13 protein-coding genes and 1 pseudogene are annotated in these 17,047 nt (G+C 61.2%); 11 read left to right on the plus strand and 3 right to left on the minus strand.

Going from position 1 to position 17,047, the window contains the following annotated elements; genetic code table 11:
- Nucleotides 1-128: 128 nt before the first annotated feature.
- Genes acsA through ACRYRV_RS14965 form a run of 4 tightly spaced genes read left to right on the plus strand, consistent with a single transcriptional unit; the run spans nt 129 to nt 5,339 of the window.
- On the plus strand, nt 129-1,850 hold the full coding sequence (acsA, locus tag ACRYRV_RS14950; protein WP_444984608.1) for an acetate--CoA ligase: 1,722 nt from the start codon (nt 129-131) through the stop codon (nt 1,848-1,850).
- A complete protein-coding gene (pdhA, locus tag ACRYRV_RS14955; RefSeq protein ID WP_444984607.1) occupies nt 1,847-3,856 on the plus strand; it encodes a pyruvate dehydrogenase (acetyl-transferring) E1 component subunit alpha in 2,010 nt (669 codons plus the stop codon). Before acsA ends, pdhA begins: the two co-directional genes overlap by 4 nt.
- A complete protein-coding gene (locus ACRYRV_RS14960) occupies nt 3,853-5,094 on the plus strand; it encodes a dihydrolipoamide acetyltransferase family protein (RefSeq protein WP_444984606.1) in 1,242 nt (413 codons plus the stop codon). Before pdhA ends, ACRYRV_RS14960 begins: the two co-directional genes overlap by 4 nt.
- Nucleotides 5,091-5,339 carry an acyl carrier protein gene (locus ACRYRV_RS14965; protein ID WP_119022116.1) on the plus strand — a complete coding sequence of 83 codons (249 nt, stop codon included), beginning with the start codon at nt 5,091-5,093 and terminating at the stop codon, nt 5,337-5,339. The genes ACRYRV_RS14960 and ACRYRV_RS14965 overlap by 4 nt, the downstream gene beginning before the upstream one ends.
- A gap of 24 nt (nt 5,340-5,363) precedes the next feature.
- Here ACRYRV_RS14965 and ACRYRV_RS14970 read toward each other — a convergent pair whose 3' ends face one another.
- Nucleotides 5,364-6,656: an MgtC/SapB family protein gene (locus ACRYRV_RS14970; protein ID WP_444984604.1), complete on the minus strand. Its 1,293-nt coding sequence runs from the start codon at nt 6,654-6,656 to the stop codon at nt 5,364-5,366.
- Between the two features lie 164 nt (nt 6,657-6,820).
- On the opposite strand from ACRYRV_RS14970, the gene ACRYRV_RS14975 reads away from it, so the two are divergent.
- Nucleotides 6,821-8,722: an ABC transporter ATP-binding protein gene (locus ACRYRV_RS14975; RefSeq protein ID WP_444984603.1), complete on the plus strand. Its 1,902-nt coding sequence runs from the start codon at nt 6,821-6,823 to the stop codon at nt 8,720-8,722.
- A gap of 9 nt (nt 8,723-8,731) precedes the next feature.
- Here ACRYRV_RS14975 and ACRYRV_RS14980 read toward each other — a convergent pair whose 3' ends face one another.
- Nucleotides 8,732-9,079, minus strand: a complete 348-nt coding sequence (locus tag ACRYRV_RS14980; protein WP_444984602.1) for an antibiotic biosynthesis monooxygenase family protein — start codon at nt 9,077-9,079, stop codon at nt 8,732-8,734.
- Nucleotides 9,080-9,269: 190 nt separating this feature from the next.
- On the opposite strand from ACRYRV_RS14980, the pseudogene ACRYRV_RS14985 reads away from it, so the two are divergent.
- The 6 genes and pseudogenes from ACRYRV_RS14985 to ACRYRV_RS15010 all read left to right on the plus strand — a co-directional run.
- Nucleotides 9,270-9,923, plus strand: a pseudogene (locus ACRYRV_RS14985) (aspartate/glutamate racemase family protein); the annotation flags it as partial.
- Between the two features lie 204 nt (nt 9,924-10,127).
- Nucleotides 10,128-10,628 carry a VOC family protein gene (locus ACRYRV_RS14990; RefSeq protein WP_444984601.1) on the plus strand — a complete coding sequence of 167 codons (501 nt, stop codon included), beginning with the start codon at nt 10,128-10,130 and terminating at the stop codon, nt 10,626-10,628.
- A 420-nt stretch (nt 10,629-11,048) separates the two neighbouring features.
- Nucleotides 11,049-11,930 carry a HamA C-terminal domain-containing protein gene (locus tag ACRYRV_RS14995; RefSeq protein ID WP_444984600.1) on the plus strand — a complete coding sequence of 294 codons (882 nt, stop codon included), beginning with the start codon at nt 11,049-11,051 and terminating at the stop codon, nt 11,928-11,930.
- Between the two features lie 13 nt (nt 11,931-11,943).
- Nucleotides 11,944-14,175 (plus strand): DEAD/DEAH box helicase, encoded by a 2,232-nt coding sequence (locus tag ACRYRV_RS15000; RefSeq protein WP_444984599.1) that lies wholly within the window; start codon nt 11,944-11,946, stop codon nt 14,173-14,175.
- 230 nt (nt 14,176-14,405) lie between these two features.
- Nucleotides 14,406-15,104 (plus strand): hypothetical protein, encoded by a 699-nt coding sequence (locus tag ACRYRV_RS15005; RefSeq protein WP_444984598.1) that lies wholly within the window; start codon nt 14,406-14,408, stop codon nt 15,102-15,104.
- Nucleotides 15,105-15,197: 93 nt separating this feature from the next.
- Nucleotides 15,198-15,917, plus strand: coding sequence for a hypothetical protein (locus ACRYRV_RS15010; RefSeq protein WP_444984597.1), 720 nt, complete (start codon nt 15,198-15,200; stop codon nt 15,915-15,917).
- Between the two features lie 227 nt (nt 15,918-16,144).
- Here ACRYRV_RS15010 and ACRYRV_RS15015 read toward each other — a convergent pair whose 3' ends face one another.
- Nucleotides 16,145-17,044: a hydroxymethylglutaryl-CoA lyase gene (locus ACRYRV_RS15015; RefSeq protein WP_444984596.1), complete on the minus strand. Its 900-nt coding sequence runs from the start codon at nt 17,042-17,044 to the stop codon at nt 16,145-16,147.
- Nucleotides 17,045-17,047: the final 3 nt, after the last annotated feature.

Raw genomic sequence — 17,047 nt, forward strand, 5'->3', positions numbered from 1 at the left:
CACCTTGGGCCAACACCCGGGGCATCGCCCGACATGACCCTCATCATGGTGACGCCCGGGAAAAGCGCACTACGCTTTCCTGAGAAGCGCCGCGCTGTTTCCGTGGCGGCGATCCAAGGAGGTGGCCGATGCGCCCGAGCCCGACCCTGCCCGATTACGCCGCCGCCTGCGCGTCGTTCAGCTGGCGCGATGCCCGGAGCCGGCTTCCCGTCATGCCCGGCGGCGGCATCAACATTGCCCACGCGGCCCTGGATCGTCATCTCGACACCCCCACCGCCGAGCAGACGGCGATCCGCTTCCTGCCCCGCGAGGGCGCTGCCGTCGACATCAGCTACCGCGAACTCGCCGAGCGGGCCAACCGCTTCGCCAACCTGCTGGCGTCGCTGGGGCTCGAGCCCGGCGACGGCGTCTACTGCCTGGCCCATCGCACCCCCGACCTCTACGCCGCCGCCCTGGGCACGCTGAAGCTCGGCGGCGTCTTCACGCCGCTCTTCTCCGCCTTCGGGCCGGAGCCGATCCGCTCCCGGGTGGAGATCGGCGCGCCCGTGGCCATCGTCACCACCGAGCGCCTCTATCGTCGCAAGCTGGCCGGCTGGCTCCACCGGATGCCCTCGGTGAAGCAGGTGCTGCTGATCGGCGAGGTGGAGGAGGCCCCGCCGGGCACCCTGGCGGTGGAGCCGGCCCTCGCGGCGCAGTCGCCGGACTACCCGACTCGCCCCATGGAACCGGAGGCCCCGGCGCTCTTGCACTTCACCAGCGGCACCACGGGGCGCCCCAAGGGCGCGCTCCACGTCCATGAGGCGGTGGTGGCCCATCACATCACCGGCCACTACGCCCTGGACCTGCACCCGGGGGACATCTACTGGTGCACCGCCGACCCCGGCTGGGTCACCGGCACCTCCTACGGCATCATCGCGCCGTTCACCAACGGCGTGACCCTGGTGGTGGACGAGGAGGAGTTCGACGCCGAGCGCTGGTACCGCATCCTCGAGGAGCAGCGGGTGGCGGTGTGGTACACCGCGCCCACCGCCATCCGCATGCTGATGAAGGTGGGCCCGGAGCTGGCTCGCCGGTACGACCTCTCGAGCCTGCGCTTCCTGGCCAGCGTGGGCGAGCCGCTCAACCCGGAGGCCGTCCACTGGGGGCGGGCGACCCTGGGGCTGCCGTTCCACGACAACTGGTGGCAGACCGAGACCGGCGGGATCATGATCGCCAATTTCGCCAGCATGCCCATCAAGCCCGGCTCGATGGGGCGCCCCGTGCCGGGCATCGAGGCGGGCGTGGCGCGACGCACCGACAGCGGCATCGAACTGATCGAGGACCCGGACGAGACCGGCGAACTGGTGCTCAAGGCCCCCTGGCCCTCGATGTTTCGCGGCTACCTCCACGAGGAGGCGCGCTACCGGCAGTGCTTCGCCGGGGCCTGGTACCTCACCGGCGACCTGGCCCGCCGCGACGCCGAGGGCTACTTCTGGTTCATCGGCCGCGCCGACGACGTGATCAAATCCGCCGGGCACCTGATCGGCCCCTTCGAGGTGGAGAGCGTGCTGATGGAGCATCCGGCGGTGGCCGAGGCCGGGGTGATCGGCATCCCCGACGAGATCGCCGGCGAGACCGTCAAGGCCTTCGTGTCGCTCAAGCCCGGCCATGCGCCCGACGAGGCGCTGCGCAGGGAGATCCTCGGGCTCGCGCGCCAGCGCCTCGGGCCGGCGGTGGCGCCCCGCCAGGTGGAGTTCCGCGAGCGCCTGCCCAGCACCCGCAGCGGCAAGATCATGCGCCGCCTGCTGCGCGCCCGGGAGCTGGGGCTGCCGGAAGGCGATACCTCGACGCTGGAGGGAGGCTTCGAATGAGCACGCCATCGACCGACAAGCCGCGCCTCTCCCGGGCGCACCTGCTCGACCTGCTGCGCCAGATGCTGCGCATCCGCCGCTTCGAGGAGCGCTGCGTGGAGCTCTACACCCAGGAGAAGATCCGGGGCTTCCTGCACGTCTATATCGGCGAGGAGGCGGTGGGCACCGGGGTGATGCACGGGCTCGCCCCCGACGACGCCGTGGTCTCCACCTACCGCGAGCACGGTCACGCGCTGCTCAACCGCATCTCCATGGAGCGGGTGATGGCCGAGATGTACGGCAAGCAGGCCGGCTGTAGCATGGGCCGGGGCGGCTCCATGCACCTCTTCGACGCCAGCGCGCGCTTCGTCGGCGGCAACGCCATCGTCGGCGGCGGCCTGCCGCTGGCCGTGGGCCTGGCCCTGGCGGACAGGCTCGCCGGGCGACACCGTGTCACCGTCTGCTTCTTCGGCGACGGCGCCGCCGCCGAGGGCAGCTTCCACGAGAGCCTCAACCTGGCGGCCCTGTGGCAGCTGCCGGTGCTCTTCGTCTGCGAGAACAACCTCTATGCCATGGGCACGGCGCTGCGCTACGCCCACGCCCAGACCGAGCTCTACCGCAAGGCCGAGGCGCTGGGGGTGCCCGCGGAGAGCGTCGACGGCATGGACATCGCCCGGGTCGAGGCGGCCAGCGCGCGGCTGCTGGCGGCGCTGCGCTCGGGCGAAGGGCCGCGCTTCCTGGAGTGCCGCACCTACCGCTTCCGCGCCCACTCGATGTTCGACCCTGAGCTCTACCGCGACAAGGCCGAGGTGGAGGAGTGGAAGACCCGCGACCCCATCCAGCGCCTGTCGCAGTGGATGCAGCAGTCGGGGCTCCTGCCCGAACAGGAGCTCGCCGCGCTGGAGGCCGAGATCGCCGCGGAGGTGGCAGGGGCCGTGGCCTTCGCCGAGGCCGCCGAGTGGGAGCCCGAGGCCGGCCGCTTCGAGCATGTGCTGCGCGAGGCGAGCCAGGCGCCTTCGCCGCCGCCCGCCGCCGAGCCCGAGCCGGTGGTGCTGAGCTTTCGCGAGGCCTTCCGGCTCGGCCTGATCGAGGCCCTGGAGCACGATCCGCGCACCTTCCTGATGGGCGAGGACATCGGCCACTACGGCGGCTGCTATGCGGTCAGCCGCGGGCTGCTGGAACGCTTCGGCCCCGAGCGCATCCGCGACACGCCGCTCGCCGAGAACGGCTTTACCGGCGCCGGCATCGGCGCGGCGCTGGGTGGAGCGCGGCCCATCGTCGAGATCATGACGGTCAACTTCAGCCTGCTGGCCATGGACCAGATCGTGAACACCGCGGCGACCCTGCTGCACATGTCCGGCGGCGAGTTCGCCGTGCCCCTGGTGATCCGCATGGCCACCGGCGCCGGCCGCCAGGTGGCCGCCCAGCACTCCCACAGCCTGGAGAACTGGTACGCCCACGTGCCGGGGCTCAAGGTGCTGGCCCCCGGCACCCTGGAGGATGCCCGCTACATGCTCTGGGCGGCGCTGCAGGACCCCAACCCGGTGCTGATCTTCGAGCATGTGATGCTCTACAACCGCGAGGGCGAGCTCGCCCCCTGCCCGGAGGGCGTGGACATCGCGCGGGCCGCCATCCACCGCCCGGGGCGCGACCTCAGCCTGATCACCTACGGCGGCAGCCTGCCCAAGACCCTGGAGGCGGCCGAGGCGCTGGCCGAGGAGGGGATCGACGCCGAGGTGGTGGACCTGCGCGTGCTGCGCCCCTTGGACACCGCGACGCTGCTCGACTCGGTGGGCCGCACCCACCGCGCGGTGATCGTCGACGAGGGGTGGAAGACCGGCAGCCTGGCCGGCGAGCTCGCCGCCATCCTCGCCGAGCAGGCCTTCTGGGCGCTGGATGCCCCCATCGAGCGGGTCTGCAGCGACGAGATCCCCATTCCCTACCCGCAGCACCTGGAGAACGCCGCGCTGCCCCAGGTGGCGGACATCCTGGCCGCGGCCCGCCGGGCCATGGGGGCCGCTCCATGAGCGATTTCCTGATGCCTTCGCTGGGCGCCGACATGGAGGCGGGCACCCTGGTGGAGTGGCTGGTGGCGCCCGGCGAGCGGGTGACGAAGGGGCAGGTCATCGCCGTGGTGGAGACCGCCAAGGGCGCCATCGACGTCGAGGTGTTCGAGAGCGGCGTGGTGGAGGCCTGCTATGTGGGGCCGCACACCAAGGTGCCGGTGGGCACGCCCCTGGCCCGCATCGGCAGCGGCGAGCGGGTGGTGAGCGAGATTCCCGCCGGCGAGATCCCCGCCGCCATGTCGGCGCCCGAGGCCGATACCATGGCACCCGCGCCCGGCGTGGCGCCGGCCCCCGCGGCGGAGTCGGCCCCGAGCCCGACGCCTGCCGCCGAACCCGCCAGCGCAGCGCCTGTCGCCGCGGCCACACCCGAAGGGCTGCGGAGTGCGGCCTCGCCGGCCGCCAGGCGCCGGGCGCGGGAGCTCGGCGTGGCGCTGGGCGCGCTGAGCGGCAGCGGGCCCGAAGGCGCCATCGTGCTGCGCGACCTCGACGGGGCCGCCGGGAGGGCGTCCCGTCCCGCGCCCCGGGGCGGCTTCGACCCTGACGAGATGCGCCGCGCCATCGCCGCCACCATGAGCCGCGCCAAGCGCGAGATCCCCCACTTCTACCTGGCCACCAGCGTGGACCTGCACGCCCCCGATGCCTGGCTTGCCGACTACAACCGCGAGCGGCCGCCCGAGACGCGACTGCTGATGGCCGCGCTGTTCATGAAGGCGACCGCCCGGGCTCTGGCGCGCTACCCGCAGCTCAACGGCCACTACGGCGAGGCGGGCTTCCAGCCGGCCGAGCGGGTCGATCTGGGCATGGCCATTCACCTGCGCGGGGGCGGCCTGATCGCCCCGGCGCTTGCCGATGCCGCGGCGCTGGCCCTGCCGGCGCTGATGGAGCGCCTGCAGGACCTGGTACGGCGCGCCCGCCGCGGCGGCCTGCGCGCCTCCGAGCTCGGCAGCCCCACGGCCACCGTGACCGCGCTGGGCGAGCAGGGCGTGGATAGCGTCTACGGCGTCATCCATCCGCCCCAGGTGGCGATGATCGGTTTCGGCTCCCCGCGCCGGCGCCCCGTGGCCGTGGACGAGATGCTGGCGATTCGCCCGGTGGTGGAGGTCAGCCTGGCCGCCGACCACCGCGTCTGCGACGGCCACCTGGGCGCTCGCTTCCTCAACGAGATCGATGCCCAGCTGCAGCAGCCGGAGGCACTGTGAACAGAGACCAACTGCGTGACATCGTGCTCGATGAGCTCTCGGCCATCGCCCCGGACATCGATACCGCGACCCTCGATGACCGGGCCCGCCTGCGCGACGAGTACGACCTCGACTCCATGGACGCCCTCAACCTGCTCACCGCCCTGCACCAGCGCCTGGGGGTGAGCATCCCCGAGAGCGACTACGCGGGGCTGCATAGCCTCCAGGCACTGCTGGACTATCTAGAACCCCGGCTCCAGGGCTGACTCGAACCCCGGCTCCAGGGCTGGCTACCCCGCCAGGCGCATCGCCAGGGCGGCGGCCAGGCCGATCAGCAGCGACGCCAGCATCGGCCCGGCGACTCGCCAACCGATGTCTCGGGTGCCGAGCAGGCCGGCAAGGCCCGCCTTGACCAGGTTGTTGGTGGCCGCGGCCAGGATGATCCCCAGCACGGCCGTCTGGCCGGCGATGGTCTCCAGCGACATGCGGGTCAGGGAAAGGGTGATGGCATCTACGTCGGCGAGGCCCGAGGTGGTGGCCAGCAGGTAGATGCCGGCATCGCCCAGGGCGCTGCGCAGCCATTCGCCGAGCAGCATGATCAGCGCCAGCAGGGCGCCGAAGAGCAGCGCCAGGCGCAGCTCCAGCGGGTTCTTGATCAGGGCGGGGCTCTCCACCAGGCCCTGGCGGTGGTGGCGGCGCCAGATCAGCAGCGAGGGGAGATAGAGGGTCAGGGCCATCAGGCTGATCGGCAGCCACAGCGACGACAGCAGCCCGGGGCTGATCACCGCGGTGTAGAGCAGGATCCTCGGGAACATGGTGCCGCAGGCGAGCAGGATGCCTGCCGCCAGCAGGGGCGCATGGGCCGGCGCCAGGCGTGACTGACGGGCGAAGTGCAGGGTCAGGGCCGTGGAGGAGCTGAGCCCGGCGAACAGGCTGGTGAAGAGGATGCCCTTCTCGGTGCCGCCCACGCGGATCGCGAAGTAGCCGACGAAGGAGACGGAGGCGACCAGCACCACCATCCACCACAGCTGGTAGGGGTTGATCACGCCTCCCGGGCCCAGGGCCTGGTTGGGCAGCAGCGGCAGCATCACCACGCTGATCACCAGCAGCTTGAGGCCGGCGTCCAGCTCGTGGGCCTGGAGCCGGTTCAGCAGGCCGTGGATCTCGCGCTTGTTGTCCAGGATCAGCGCGGTGGCCACGGCGCAGGCGGTGGCCACGGCCAGGTCCACGCCCACCGCCACGGCGCCGAAGCAGAAGGTGAGCAGCAGGCCGATCAGGCCGGTGATGCTGAAGTCCGGCGGATCGCCGAGCCGTGCCTGCCAGGCCACCAGGGCGGTAACCGCCACCGCCACGAAGATCAGCGGGAAGGCCCAGGCGCTGACCGACGCCGAGAGCAGGGCGGCGATGCCGCCCAGAAGCCCCACCAGGGCGTGGGTACGCACGCCCGCGATGCGCAGGCCGGCGCGCTGCTCGCGTGCCACCCAGCCGCGTTCGATGCCGATCAGGGCGCCCAGCAGCAGGGCGACCGCCAGTCGGATCAACGGCTGGTTGGTATCGAGGAATTCGCGAGTCACGTCTTCCATTGGCGAACGGCTCCCTGGATGTTTAACTTATGGTGGCGCGCTCGCCGGGGCCTGGCCAGTATTGCGCGCCGGGCCGGGGGAGGGTCGAGTCTGAGGTACCGCCAACGGCGTGATGGGGGTTACCCTGGCGTGCCCGAGCCACCCCGTGTCAATGGACTGCCGCCATGCTTCGCTCCCGTTTGCGTTTGGTTTCCCACCACGTCTTCCGCTACTTCGAGGACCTGGTGAACCCCTACCCGAAGGACCTCGGCGGCACGCCGCCCCGGGGGCTCTTCGCCTTCATCCTGCATTTCACGCGGCCGGTGCTGCCGCTGCTGCTGCTGATGTCGCTGCTCACCGCCCTGGTCTCCGCCGCGGAAGTGCTCTTCTTCCACTACATGGGGCAGCTGGTGGACTGGCTGGCCGGCGCCGAGCGGGCGGGCTTTTTCGCCGAGTACGGCTGGCGCCTGGCGGGCATGGCGGCGCTGGTGATGGTGCTGCTGCCGCTGCTCACGCTGCTGCAGGCGCTGGTGACCCACCAGAGCATCTTCGGCAACTACCCGATGATCGGCCGCTGGCTGGCCCACCGTCACATGCTGGGCCAGAGCCTCGCCTTCTATCAGGACGAGTTCGCCGGGCGGGTCTCCCAGAAGGTGATGCAGACGGCCCTGGCGATTCGCGAGACGGTGACCAAGCTGATGGACCTGATGGTCTACGTGGTCGTCTATTTCGTCGGCGCCATGGTGCTGCTGGGCAGCGCCGAGCCCTGGCTGATGCTGCCGCTGGTGGCGTGGCTGGCCGGCTATATCGCCATCATGCGGGTCTTCGTGCCGCGCCTGCGCCGGGTCTCCATGGAGCAGGCCGACGCCCGAGCGGTGATGACCGGGCGCATCGTCGACAGCTACAGCAACATCCAGACCATCAAGCTGTTCGCCGACACCCGCCGGGAGGAGGCCTACGCCCGCGACGCCATGGAGGGCTTCATGGGCACGGTGCATCGTCAGATGCGCCTGGCCACCGGGCTCACCGTGACCCTGACTCTGCTCAACTCCCTGCTGCTGGCCAGCGTCGCGGCCATCGCCATCGGCGCCTGGTACCTGGAGGCGGTGTCGCTCGGCACCATCGCCGTGGCCATCGCGTTGGTGATGCGCATCCGCTTCATGTCCGACTGGATTCTCTGGGAGGTGGCGAGCCTGTTCGAGAACATCGGCACCGTGCAGGATGGCCTCAACACCATCGCCCGGGAGCCTGCGATCCAGGACGCCCCCGGGGCGCCGGCACTCGCGGTGCCCCGCGGCGAGATCCGCTTCGAGGCGATGCGCTTCGGCTACGAGCGCCCGGATGGCCAGGCGAAACGCGTCTTCGACGGCCTCGACCTCACCATCGCCCCGGGCGAGAAGGTGGGGCTGATCGGCCGCTCCGGGGCTGGCAAGTCGACCCTGGCCAACCTGCTGCTGCGCTTCTACGACCTGGAAGGCGGGCGCATCCTGATCGACGGCCAGGACATCGCCGCGGTGACCCAGGAATCGCTGCGCCGCCATATTGGCATGGTCACCCAGGACACCTCGCTGCTGCATCGCTCGCTGCGCGACAACATCCGCTACGGCAGCCCGGAGGCCAGCGAGGAGGCGATCCTCGAGGCGGTGCGCCGCGCCCACGCCGATACCTTCATCGACGAGCTGGTGGACCTGCAGGGGCGCCGCGGCCTGGATGCCCACGTGGGCGAGCGCGGGGTGAAGCTCTCCGGCGGGCAGCGCCAGCGCATCGCCATCGCCCGGGTGCTGCTCAAGAACGCCCCCATCCTAGTGCTGGACGAGGCGACCTCGGCGCTGGATTCCGAGGTGGAGGCGGCGATCCAGGAGCAGCTCTACACCCTGATGGAGGGCAAGACGGTGATCGCCATCGCCCACCGGCTCTCCACCATCGCCATGCTCGACCGGCTGGTGGTGATCGACGAGGGCCAGATCGTCGAGAGCGGCACCCACCAGGAGCTGCTGGCGCGAGACGGCCTCTACGCCGCCCTCTGGCGGCGCCAGTCGGGTGGTTTCATCGGGGTGGACGTGGAGGGTGAGGCCGAGTCGGTCTGATCAGGCGGGTCAAGACTCGTGCCGCTCGCGGCTGTCCGCGGGGGCCTGCTCGCGGTCGTTCATGCCGTAATCGCGCAGCACCCCGGCCACGCGCAGGCGGTAGTCGGCGAAGATCTCGCGGCGCCCCTCGGCCTGGGCGGTGCGGTGGCGCTCCAGCCGGCGCCATTCGGCCACGGCCTCCTCGTCGCGCCAGAAGGAGAGCGAGAGCAGCTTGCCCGGCTGGGTCAGGCTCTCGAAACGCTCGATGGAGATGAAGCCATCGGCCTCCTCCAGCAGCGGGCGCAGGCTCGCGGCGATGTCGAGGTAGTGGTCGCGGTGCTCGGGCTTCGGCACCACTTCGAAGATGACGGCGATCATGTAAGCTCCTGGTCAACAATACGAACAGCGGCAGGGCGCTCAGGCGGCCCGGCCCCGCGGCCCTGGCGGGCACTCCCCCTGAACCTAAAGGGAAACGGCCCCCGAGTCACTCACCCGACCCGAGGCCGCAAGAGGAGGGAAGATGAAGACCATAGGGCTGATCGGCGGCATGAGCTGAGAATCGACCCAGACCTACTACCGGCTCATCAACCAGGGGGTGAAGGCGCGCCTGGGCGGGTTGCACTCCGCCCGGCTGGTGCTCTACAGCGTGGACTTCGCCGAGATCGAGGCGCTGCAGCGCCGCGGCGACTGGGCGGCCACGGCACAGATCCTCGGCGCAGCGGCCCGCTCCCTGGCGGCGGCCGGCGCCGACTTCCTGGTGCTGTGCACCAACACCATGCACAGGGTCGCCCCGCAGCTCGAGCAGGCCGTGGCGATTCCCCTGCTGCATATCGCCGATGCCACCGCCAAGGCGCTGCACCGGCAGGGCGTGACCCGGGTGGGGCTGCTCGGCACCCGCTTCACCATGGAACAGGCCTTCTACCGCGAGCGCCTGGAGGCGCAGGGCATCCGAGTGCTGATTCCCGATGCCGCGCAGCGCGAGCGGGTGCACACCGTCATCTACGACGAGCTGTGCCGCGGCGAGATCCGGGCGGATTCCAAAGCCGAGTATCTTGAGATCGTGGCCTCGCTGGCCGGGCAGGGCGCCCAGGGCCTCATCCTCGGCTGCACGGAGATCGGGCTGCTGATCCAGGCCGACGACACGGACGCTCCCCTCTTTGACACCACCGCCATCCACGCCGAACAGGCGGTGGAGGTCGCCCTTGCGACCCCGGCGTCATAGCGCAGGCCGGAGAAGCCTCGTCGGATAGGCCTCTTTCGAAAAAAATCTTCGCCGGCTGTCGATCCGGCCCTTCTTCACGCGACTACCGGGTGAGAGGTCCCGGTAGAACTCAAGGGTGAACCGGCTCCGGCCGCGTGGCTGAGCCCCTGTGCCTGGAGGGAAGCGACCGGGCGGTACTCGACTGGAACCATGATGGAGGAACCCATGACGACGATTGCCAAGAACACGATTTGCCTGTGGTACGAGCGCGATGCCGAGGAGGCGGCAAGGTTCTACGCCAGCACCTTTCCCGATTCCTCCGTCGGTGCGGTCCACCGCGCGCCGGGTGACTACCCGGCGGGCAAGCAGGGTGACGTCTTGACCGTTGAGTTCACCGTGATGGGCATACCCTGCCTGGGGCTTAACGGTGGGCCAGGCATCCAGCACAACGAGGCGTTCTCGTTCCAGGTGGCCACCGAGGACCAGGCCGAGACCGACCGCTACTGGAAGGCGATCGTCGGCAACGGCGGCCAGGAAATCGAGTGCGGCTGGTGCAGGGATAAGTGGGGCATCTCCTGGCAGATTACCCCCATCGCGCTGACCAGGGCCTACACCAGCCCCGATCGCGCCGCGGCTAAGCGGGCCTTCGACGCCATGATGACGATGAGGAAAATCGACATTGCCGTGATCGAAGCGGCGGTCCGTGGCGAGAAGCCGACGGTCTGACAGCAGCATGCAGCGTACGGCGCTGCGCGCCGCCGCTGAGCGTTGACCAACCAAACAAGGCCCCCGAGTCACTCACCTGGCTCGGGGGCCTTGCCACTACTGCGACCAATCGGGTGTGGCATCCATCGACTTTGTCGCATACGCTGATCGGTTAAGGCCGCTTAGACGACCAGGCGAAATGCCACTACACGCAGCGCAGGGACTACCGCAGGGATGGCAGGGAGCCATCATGGCTTGCAGGGTAGGGCGGTAGCGTGCATTAACAATTGGGGTCTGTCCCCGATTTTCCAGATTTCCCTAAAAGTCAAGAGTAGCCAATTCAGATAACAAGGCGCTGCTAGGGACATGCCTCCGCTTCGCTACGGCAAGCCCAGAGCGCGGCGTTCTCTGCAAAACAAACATAGGAGTAAACTATAAGAAATGGACTCATCTCTTAAGACAAGACTATGCAATCAAATCTTCAAAGCTGAAGTTGGCATCCAGTCAGCAGGTGAAGATGATGCTTCTTTTACACTTGATTATGAAGACGGAAGGTACCGGCAAAATGAACTGGTTGGTCTAATTAGAGATGCCGTTCCATTTTTTGCCCTCACAGAAGATGAGATTGCAACAATAGATAAATCCGAATGGAACAAAAACAGTTTCACGCGAATATCAGATGCAAATAGAAAGTCAAAAGGGGATTATGGCGAACTTTTATTGTTTTTAATCTTAAGTGTTTTTTATGACGTTCCAAAGTTTGTTACAAAAGCTAGACTAAGATCAACCACAAGAGAGCAAATCAAAGGGTTTGATTGTGCGCACTTTTCCATTAGTGATTCAAAAGTCACATTATGGCTTGGTGAAGCTAAGTTCCATCAAAGCATTGGCAGCGCTATAGCTTCAGCCCTCAAATCACTCCAGGAGCATCTGAATGACTCGGGAAGGATAAAGTCAGAGCTAAGGTTGCTTGGGGGCGAAATAGAAATAAACAAACAGCTTGAAGGGGGGAAGTATGAACTATTAAAAAGCTATGTTACTGGAGGAAGGTCATTAGATAAAGTTGATATTGCGGTCCCTGTTTTGTGCACATACGACAGCAAGTGCATAAAGAAATTTTCTGGAAAAATAGATAGTGATATTGAATCTGATGATTTCAAGGATAAAATAAGTGTTGAGCTAGAAGAAAACTTTAAAAATATTTACAGCAAGGACTGGCCAAAAAGAAAAAACATAAAAATTGTCTTTTTTATTGTACCTTTAGAGTCAGTTTCTGAGTTAAAGCAAAGCATTGAACTTGTAGAAAATGCCATGAAATTTTGATTGGAGTTAGTGTATGAGCCAGCAAATAGCTTATGGCATTGAAAAAATAAGAGATAAGCAAGAAGTTAGCATAGACATTCTTGAGAATTTACTTATTGATGTGTATCGATTGCTTGATTCAAAAAATGAGCGCGACTATAACCAGTGTCTTTCTGCAATATGCCATGTGGCTAACTACAATTCAGATGACAGTATGGTGCAGCAGCTTTTACATGACTGCATCGTTAAATCGAGAATCTTTTTATATGATAATCTTTTAAAAAAGAATAATGAAGCCTATTTTCCAAATATTTCATTTCAAGATAATCTTCTTATAAATTTTTATACCAGCCAAAAAACCAATACAATTCTGACAAGACCTCAAAAAGAAATATTTGACTCTTTTCAAATAAACAAAAGATTGGTGGTCAGTGCTCCAACATCTTTTGGGAAAACGCGAATTGTTAGAGAAATTATCCTGCATAACAATTACAAGAACATTGCGTTTATAATGCCCACGGTTTCTTTGCTCTCAGAGCAATATCAAGAACTAAGAAGTAGTGTTGAAGGATACACTATCTCAAAGTCGTCAAAAGTTAAAGTCGATAAAGATAAAAGCTATCTTTTAGTTCTGACGCCAGAGAGGATGTCGGCATTTTTAGAAGAAAATCCAAGTTTTGATATAGATTTTTTCGTCATGGACGAAATTTATAAAGTAGATTACAAGCTTGATGATGATCGGTTCAGGGTGTTTTCAGATATTCTCTACCGCTTAGCCAAATCTGGTGCTGATTTTTATCTTGCCGGCCCATATATATCAGATTTCAGCAAAAACTTCAGAGAAAAGTTTAAGGTGGAACTGAAAAAATATTCAACAGAAATAGTGCAGAAAGATTACTACGCTTTAGATAACGAAAAGGATAAGGGGCTTCACTCTATAGAAAACGGGTCTATTAAAATTATTGGGGATAAGTTTAAAAACCTTCTGAGGTTAGTGTCTGAAGAGTCTATTGATGGTAAGTTTTTAATATACCGATATCAGAAGCAATATGTGGAAGATACCGCGAAAAAATTTTTAGATACATGGCCAGTAAAGCCGCATAACAAAGAATTGGTCGAGTACCTATCAAGTTCTGTATCTCCCACTTGGGATTTGATTTCTTGCATCAAGCGCGGAATAGCTTTCCATCATGGTGCGATGCCAAGGCATATTCAGGACTTGATTGTAGATGAGTTTAATGACAGTAGTGACAATGGGCTAAAATATCTTTTCTGTACCACTTCCCTAACTGAAGGTATTAATTCAGCCGCAAAAAACGTCGTCATTTACGACAAGAAAATTGGTACAGGTGACCTGTTAAAAACATTAGATAGAAAAAACATAGAAGGTCGCGCTGGGCGTTTTATGCAACACTTTATCGGACGTGTATTTCATCTTGAAACGCAAGAAGATGATGATAGGGAAACGTCTGTCGAAATTGAATACCTGGACAATGAATATGCTTCGCTAGAAACTTTAATTCAGTTGGAAAGTGATGATGTGCCAAGTTCAAGAGGTGAGCTTTTAAAGGCTCATTCTGAAAAGCTTGCTGAGCTAGAGATTGATCCATTAATCATAAAAGAAAATAGGTTTGTGAAAGTTGATGGGCAAGTCGAGTTAATAAGTCACCTAAGAACAGGGGGGAATTTAGATGTTTATTATTTTAAAGAGAAATTGCCATTAAAGGGCTGCTTGGATAATATTTTATCATGTTGCTACGATTATCTTTTCACCGATCATGATAAGGGTAGAAATTTCGATACAGACATTGGAAAGTCAATTCTGATCGGTCTCACGAAGTACTATATTTACTACACACCTTCGTTCAAAGAGCTTCTAAGTTCAGACACAGTGCAAAGAGCAAGGGCGAACGACAATTCTCGAATTAGATATGTGTTTGATTTAATGTCCAAATACTTTGAGTATTCATGGCCTAAGTATCTTAAAACGTTCTCTAGCGTCTATAATTTTGTAGCAGCAGAAAAGCGCCAGCCATTAATATCCCTTGATATGGTTATAGCTAAACTGGAATATGGAACTACTGAAAATCATGAAATTATATTAAGAGATTCTGGGCTCCCCAATGAAATTATAAAAAAAGTATCACACTACTTTAAAGGATGTGAAACCTATGAAGACATATATAGTGTCAGTCGATCAAGGAGTAATGAAATAAAAGATTCTATTCATCCTATTGAAAGCAAAATATTTGCTAAGTACATATAGGCACAGAACAAGTAAATCCAGGTGACACCTACAGCGCACCTGATTTAGGCGTTCGGCCTCAAGGAGAAAACGTGCAGCACGCAGGTAGAACTTGGGCGTACTCATACCGAAAGCTCTTTGAGCTGTGCTCAGAGAAAGAATTGGCGAAGGTCGCTGGCCGCATTGCAGTGCAATATGCAAAGTTGACGAAGGATTGGACATGCGAAAGGAATTCCGAATGGTCATGCCGCATGTACTTCACGACCAAGATGATCCTCAATGCAACCGTTCTTCTCAATAGCCGCGAATTTGCTCGCACTTCCGGGCTTCGCGCTGCAAACCCATACTTTGAGTACTACGCCGCACTGTCCTTATTGCGCGGCCTCGTCTATACAATCCCTAAAGAGGACTGGAATTCTGGCGAGTTGATGGCAATCTCGCACACTCGCGCTATCAATGTGGCCTTTGATTGGGTCGCAAAGTTCAATAAGCCGCTGGCGGCAGAGATGAAGAATACTGCTTTGCAGCTCAAGGCACAGCGCGAACTGATCGCTTACAAGGCACCCGCCAGCGGCGACAAGAACCTTGGGGCGAATTACGATCTGACTGATTTCCTAACCATCCTCGCAGAAGTTGCCGAATTCAACTCGGAACTACTGGAGGGTTCTATAACCAAGAACGCTGACCCGGCGTCCTTCGCAGTGCTTGACGAACACATTCACCAGATCGCAACGGTTAAGGTCGAAGGATTTACCTTCTCAGATGACGAAGACTACTGGCGCCTCGGTTATGTGCAACGTAAGACACAAAGGCCATATCACTTAGGGTTGTTCATGCACCCCGGCCAGTCAGAGGACTTCATTGGCGCCTGGGACGGAGATGAAGGCGCTAGCGAAGCATATTCTAATGGTTCTCCATCCAACTGGAAAGCAATCTTTGACGTGCCATGAGGCCGAACCCATCACTCCACCGGATCGTGCGTATAAAGCCGCGCAAGGCCGGTGAATTCAAACGTTAAGAGAAAGTCAGATATGGTTGTGAGAATGAAGGGAAGAACAGTAATTGACTCTGGTTTAAATGAAGAAACCATTTTATGGAGATATTTGGATACCGCAAAATTCCTTGATCTATTGACCAACCAAAACCTGTATCTTTGCAGAGCTGACCGCTTTTCAGACAAACACGAGGGCTCATTTACACAATCTATTCGTCATGCGATTGAAAAATCCTACGAAGATAGCGAGATTGATTTTTCTTACAATGATTTCAAAGATAAGCTCAGAAGGGGAGTTTACGTCAACTGCTGGCATAAAAGCCGAAACGACAGCATGGCTATGTGGAAGCTCTATGGGCAATCTAATTGTGCGGTGGCGGTTACAACAACTGTAGGCAAGCTTAAAAAAGCGCTTGATTCAGAAAAACTAAATGCGTTCTTGTCAATTAAAAAAGTTGATTACGTTAAGCATTGGAGGGACCCCAGCCTAAAAATCAAGCCATATTCCAATGTATTTGCCTATAAAGTTGTAGCCTATGAGTACGAGAAAGAAGTTAGGGTGATCGCAGATAAATTCGATGACAACTTCGATAATGCTGAGCCGAGCTCAGGTTTGCTGGTCAAAACCCCAATCAATGAGGTGCTTAGAAGTATTGTGATCTCACCTGAAGCACCTCAATGGTATGTTCAGTTGATTGAGGATACCGTCACAAAGTATGGTATCCGTATTCCTGTTCGTAGATCGAAGTTAGCTTTCGAGCCCATCTAGTAGATCTTAATAAGCGCATCAACGGGACCGCTTTGTTCCGCTGGTGCTCCACAAAGCGGCCCTTTATGCTAGGTGTTATCTAACACGAACGCCCCGAGTCACCCACCCGGCTCGGGGGCTTTTCGTTGTAGACAACGAATCCGCCATAAAAAACCCCCGGCATGAGTGACATACCGGGGGCAAGGACAGAAGTCGTTTTTACGGTAGGGCGCTATCGTGGCCTGGCCTCAGCGGCTGGCCAGTGCCACCCCCACCTTGGAGCGGTTGGGCCGGCCGATGGCCTGGGTGATCCAGGTGCCGGTGGCGGCAAGGGCGTCGAGGTCGATGCCGGTCTCGATGCCGAGGCCGTTGAGCAGGTAGACCACGTCCTCGCTTGCCACGTTGCCCGAGGCGCCCTTGGCGTAGGGGCAGCCGCCGAGGCCGGCGACGGAGCTGTCCACCACCGCGATGCCTTCCTCCAGCACCGCGTAGAGGTTGGCCAGCGCCTGGCCGTAGGTGTCGTGGAAGTGGGCGGCGAGCTGGGCCATGGGCACCTCGCGGCTCACCGCCTCGAGCATGCGCTTGGCCTTGAGGGGGGTGCCCACGCCGATGGTGTCGCCCAGCGACACCTCGTAGCAGCCCATCTCATAGAGTGCCTTGGACACCTCGGCCACCTTGGCGGGGGCGATCTCGCCCTCGTAGGGGCAGCCCAGCACGGTGGAGACGTAGCCGCGCACCCGGACGCCGGCGGCCTGGGCGCGCTCCAGCACCGGTTCGAAGCGCGCCAGGGATTCGGCCACCGAGCAGTTGATGTTCTTCTGGGAGAAGGCCTCGGAGGCGGCGCCGAACACCGCCACCTCCTCGACGCCGCACTCGAGTGCTGCTTCCAGCCCCTTGAGGTTGGGGGTCAGCGCCGCGTAGGTGACGCCCTCCAGCCGGGCGAGGTTCTGCATCACCTCGCGGTGGTCGGCCATCTGTGGCACCCACTTGGGCGAGACGAAGCTGGCCGCCTCGATGTAGCTGAGGCCGGCCGCGCCCAGGCGGTCGATCAACTCCAGCTTGGTAGCGGTGCTGATCGGCTCGGGCTCGTTCTGCAGGCCGTCGCGGGGGCCGACCTCGACCAGGCGAACCTGTTTCGGGAATGCCATTGG

Source organism: Halomonas mongoliensis (assembly GCF_052496345.1).

Coding starts and splice junctions, on each gene's coding strand:
- ACRYRV_RS15010 (WP_444984597.1), top strand. CDS start 15,198: ATGAAGGGAAGAACAGTAATTGACTCTGGTTTAAATGAAGAAACCATT.
- ACRYRV_RS15000 (WP_444984599.1), top strand. CDS start 11,944: ATGAGCCAGCAAATAGCTTATGGCATTGAAAAAATAAGAGATAAGCAA.
- ACRYRV_RS14990 (WP_444984601.1), top strand. CDS start 10,128: ATGACGACGATTGCCAAGAACACGATTTGCCTGTGGTACGAGCGCGAT.
- acsA (WP_444984608.1), top strand. CDS start 129: ATGCGCCCGAGCCCGACCCTGCCCGATTACGCCGCCGCCTGCGCGTCG.
- ACRYRV_RS15005 (WP_444984598.1), top strand. CDS start 14,406: ATGTACTTCACGACCAAGATGATCCTCAATGCAACCGTTCTTCTCAAT.
- ACRYRV_RS14995 (WP_444984600.1), top strand. CDS start 11,049: ATGGACTCATCTCTTAAGACAAGACTATGCAATCAAATCTTCAAAGCT.
- ACRYRV_RS14960 (WP_444984606.1), top strand. CDS start 3,853: ATGAGCGATTTCCTGATGCCTTCGCTGGGCGCCGACATGGAGGCGGGC.
- ACRYRV_RS14980 (WP_444984602.1), bottom strand. CDS start 9,079: ATGATCGCCGTCATCTTCGAAGTGGTGCCGAAGCCCGAGCACCGCGAC.
- ACRYRV_RS14970 (WP_444984604.1), bottom strand. CDS start 6,656: ATGGAAGACGTGACTCGCGAATTCCTCGATACCAACCAGCCGTTGATC.
- ACRYRV_RS15015 (WP_444984596.1), bottom strand. CDS start 17,044: ATGGCATTCCCGAAACAGGTTCGCCTGGTCGAGGTCGGCCCCCGCGAC.
- ACRYRV_RS14975 (WP_444984603.1), top strand. CDS start 6,821: ATGCTTCGCTCCCGTTTGCGTTTGGTTTCCCACCACGTCTTCCGCTAC.
- pdhA (WP_444984607.1), top strand. CDS start 1,847: ATGAGCACGCCATCGACCGACAAGCCGCGCCTCTCCCGGGCGCACCTG.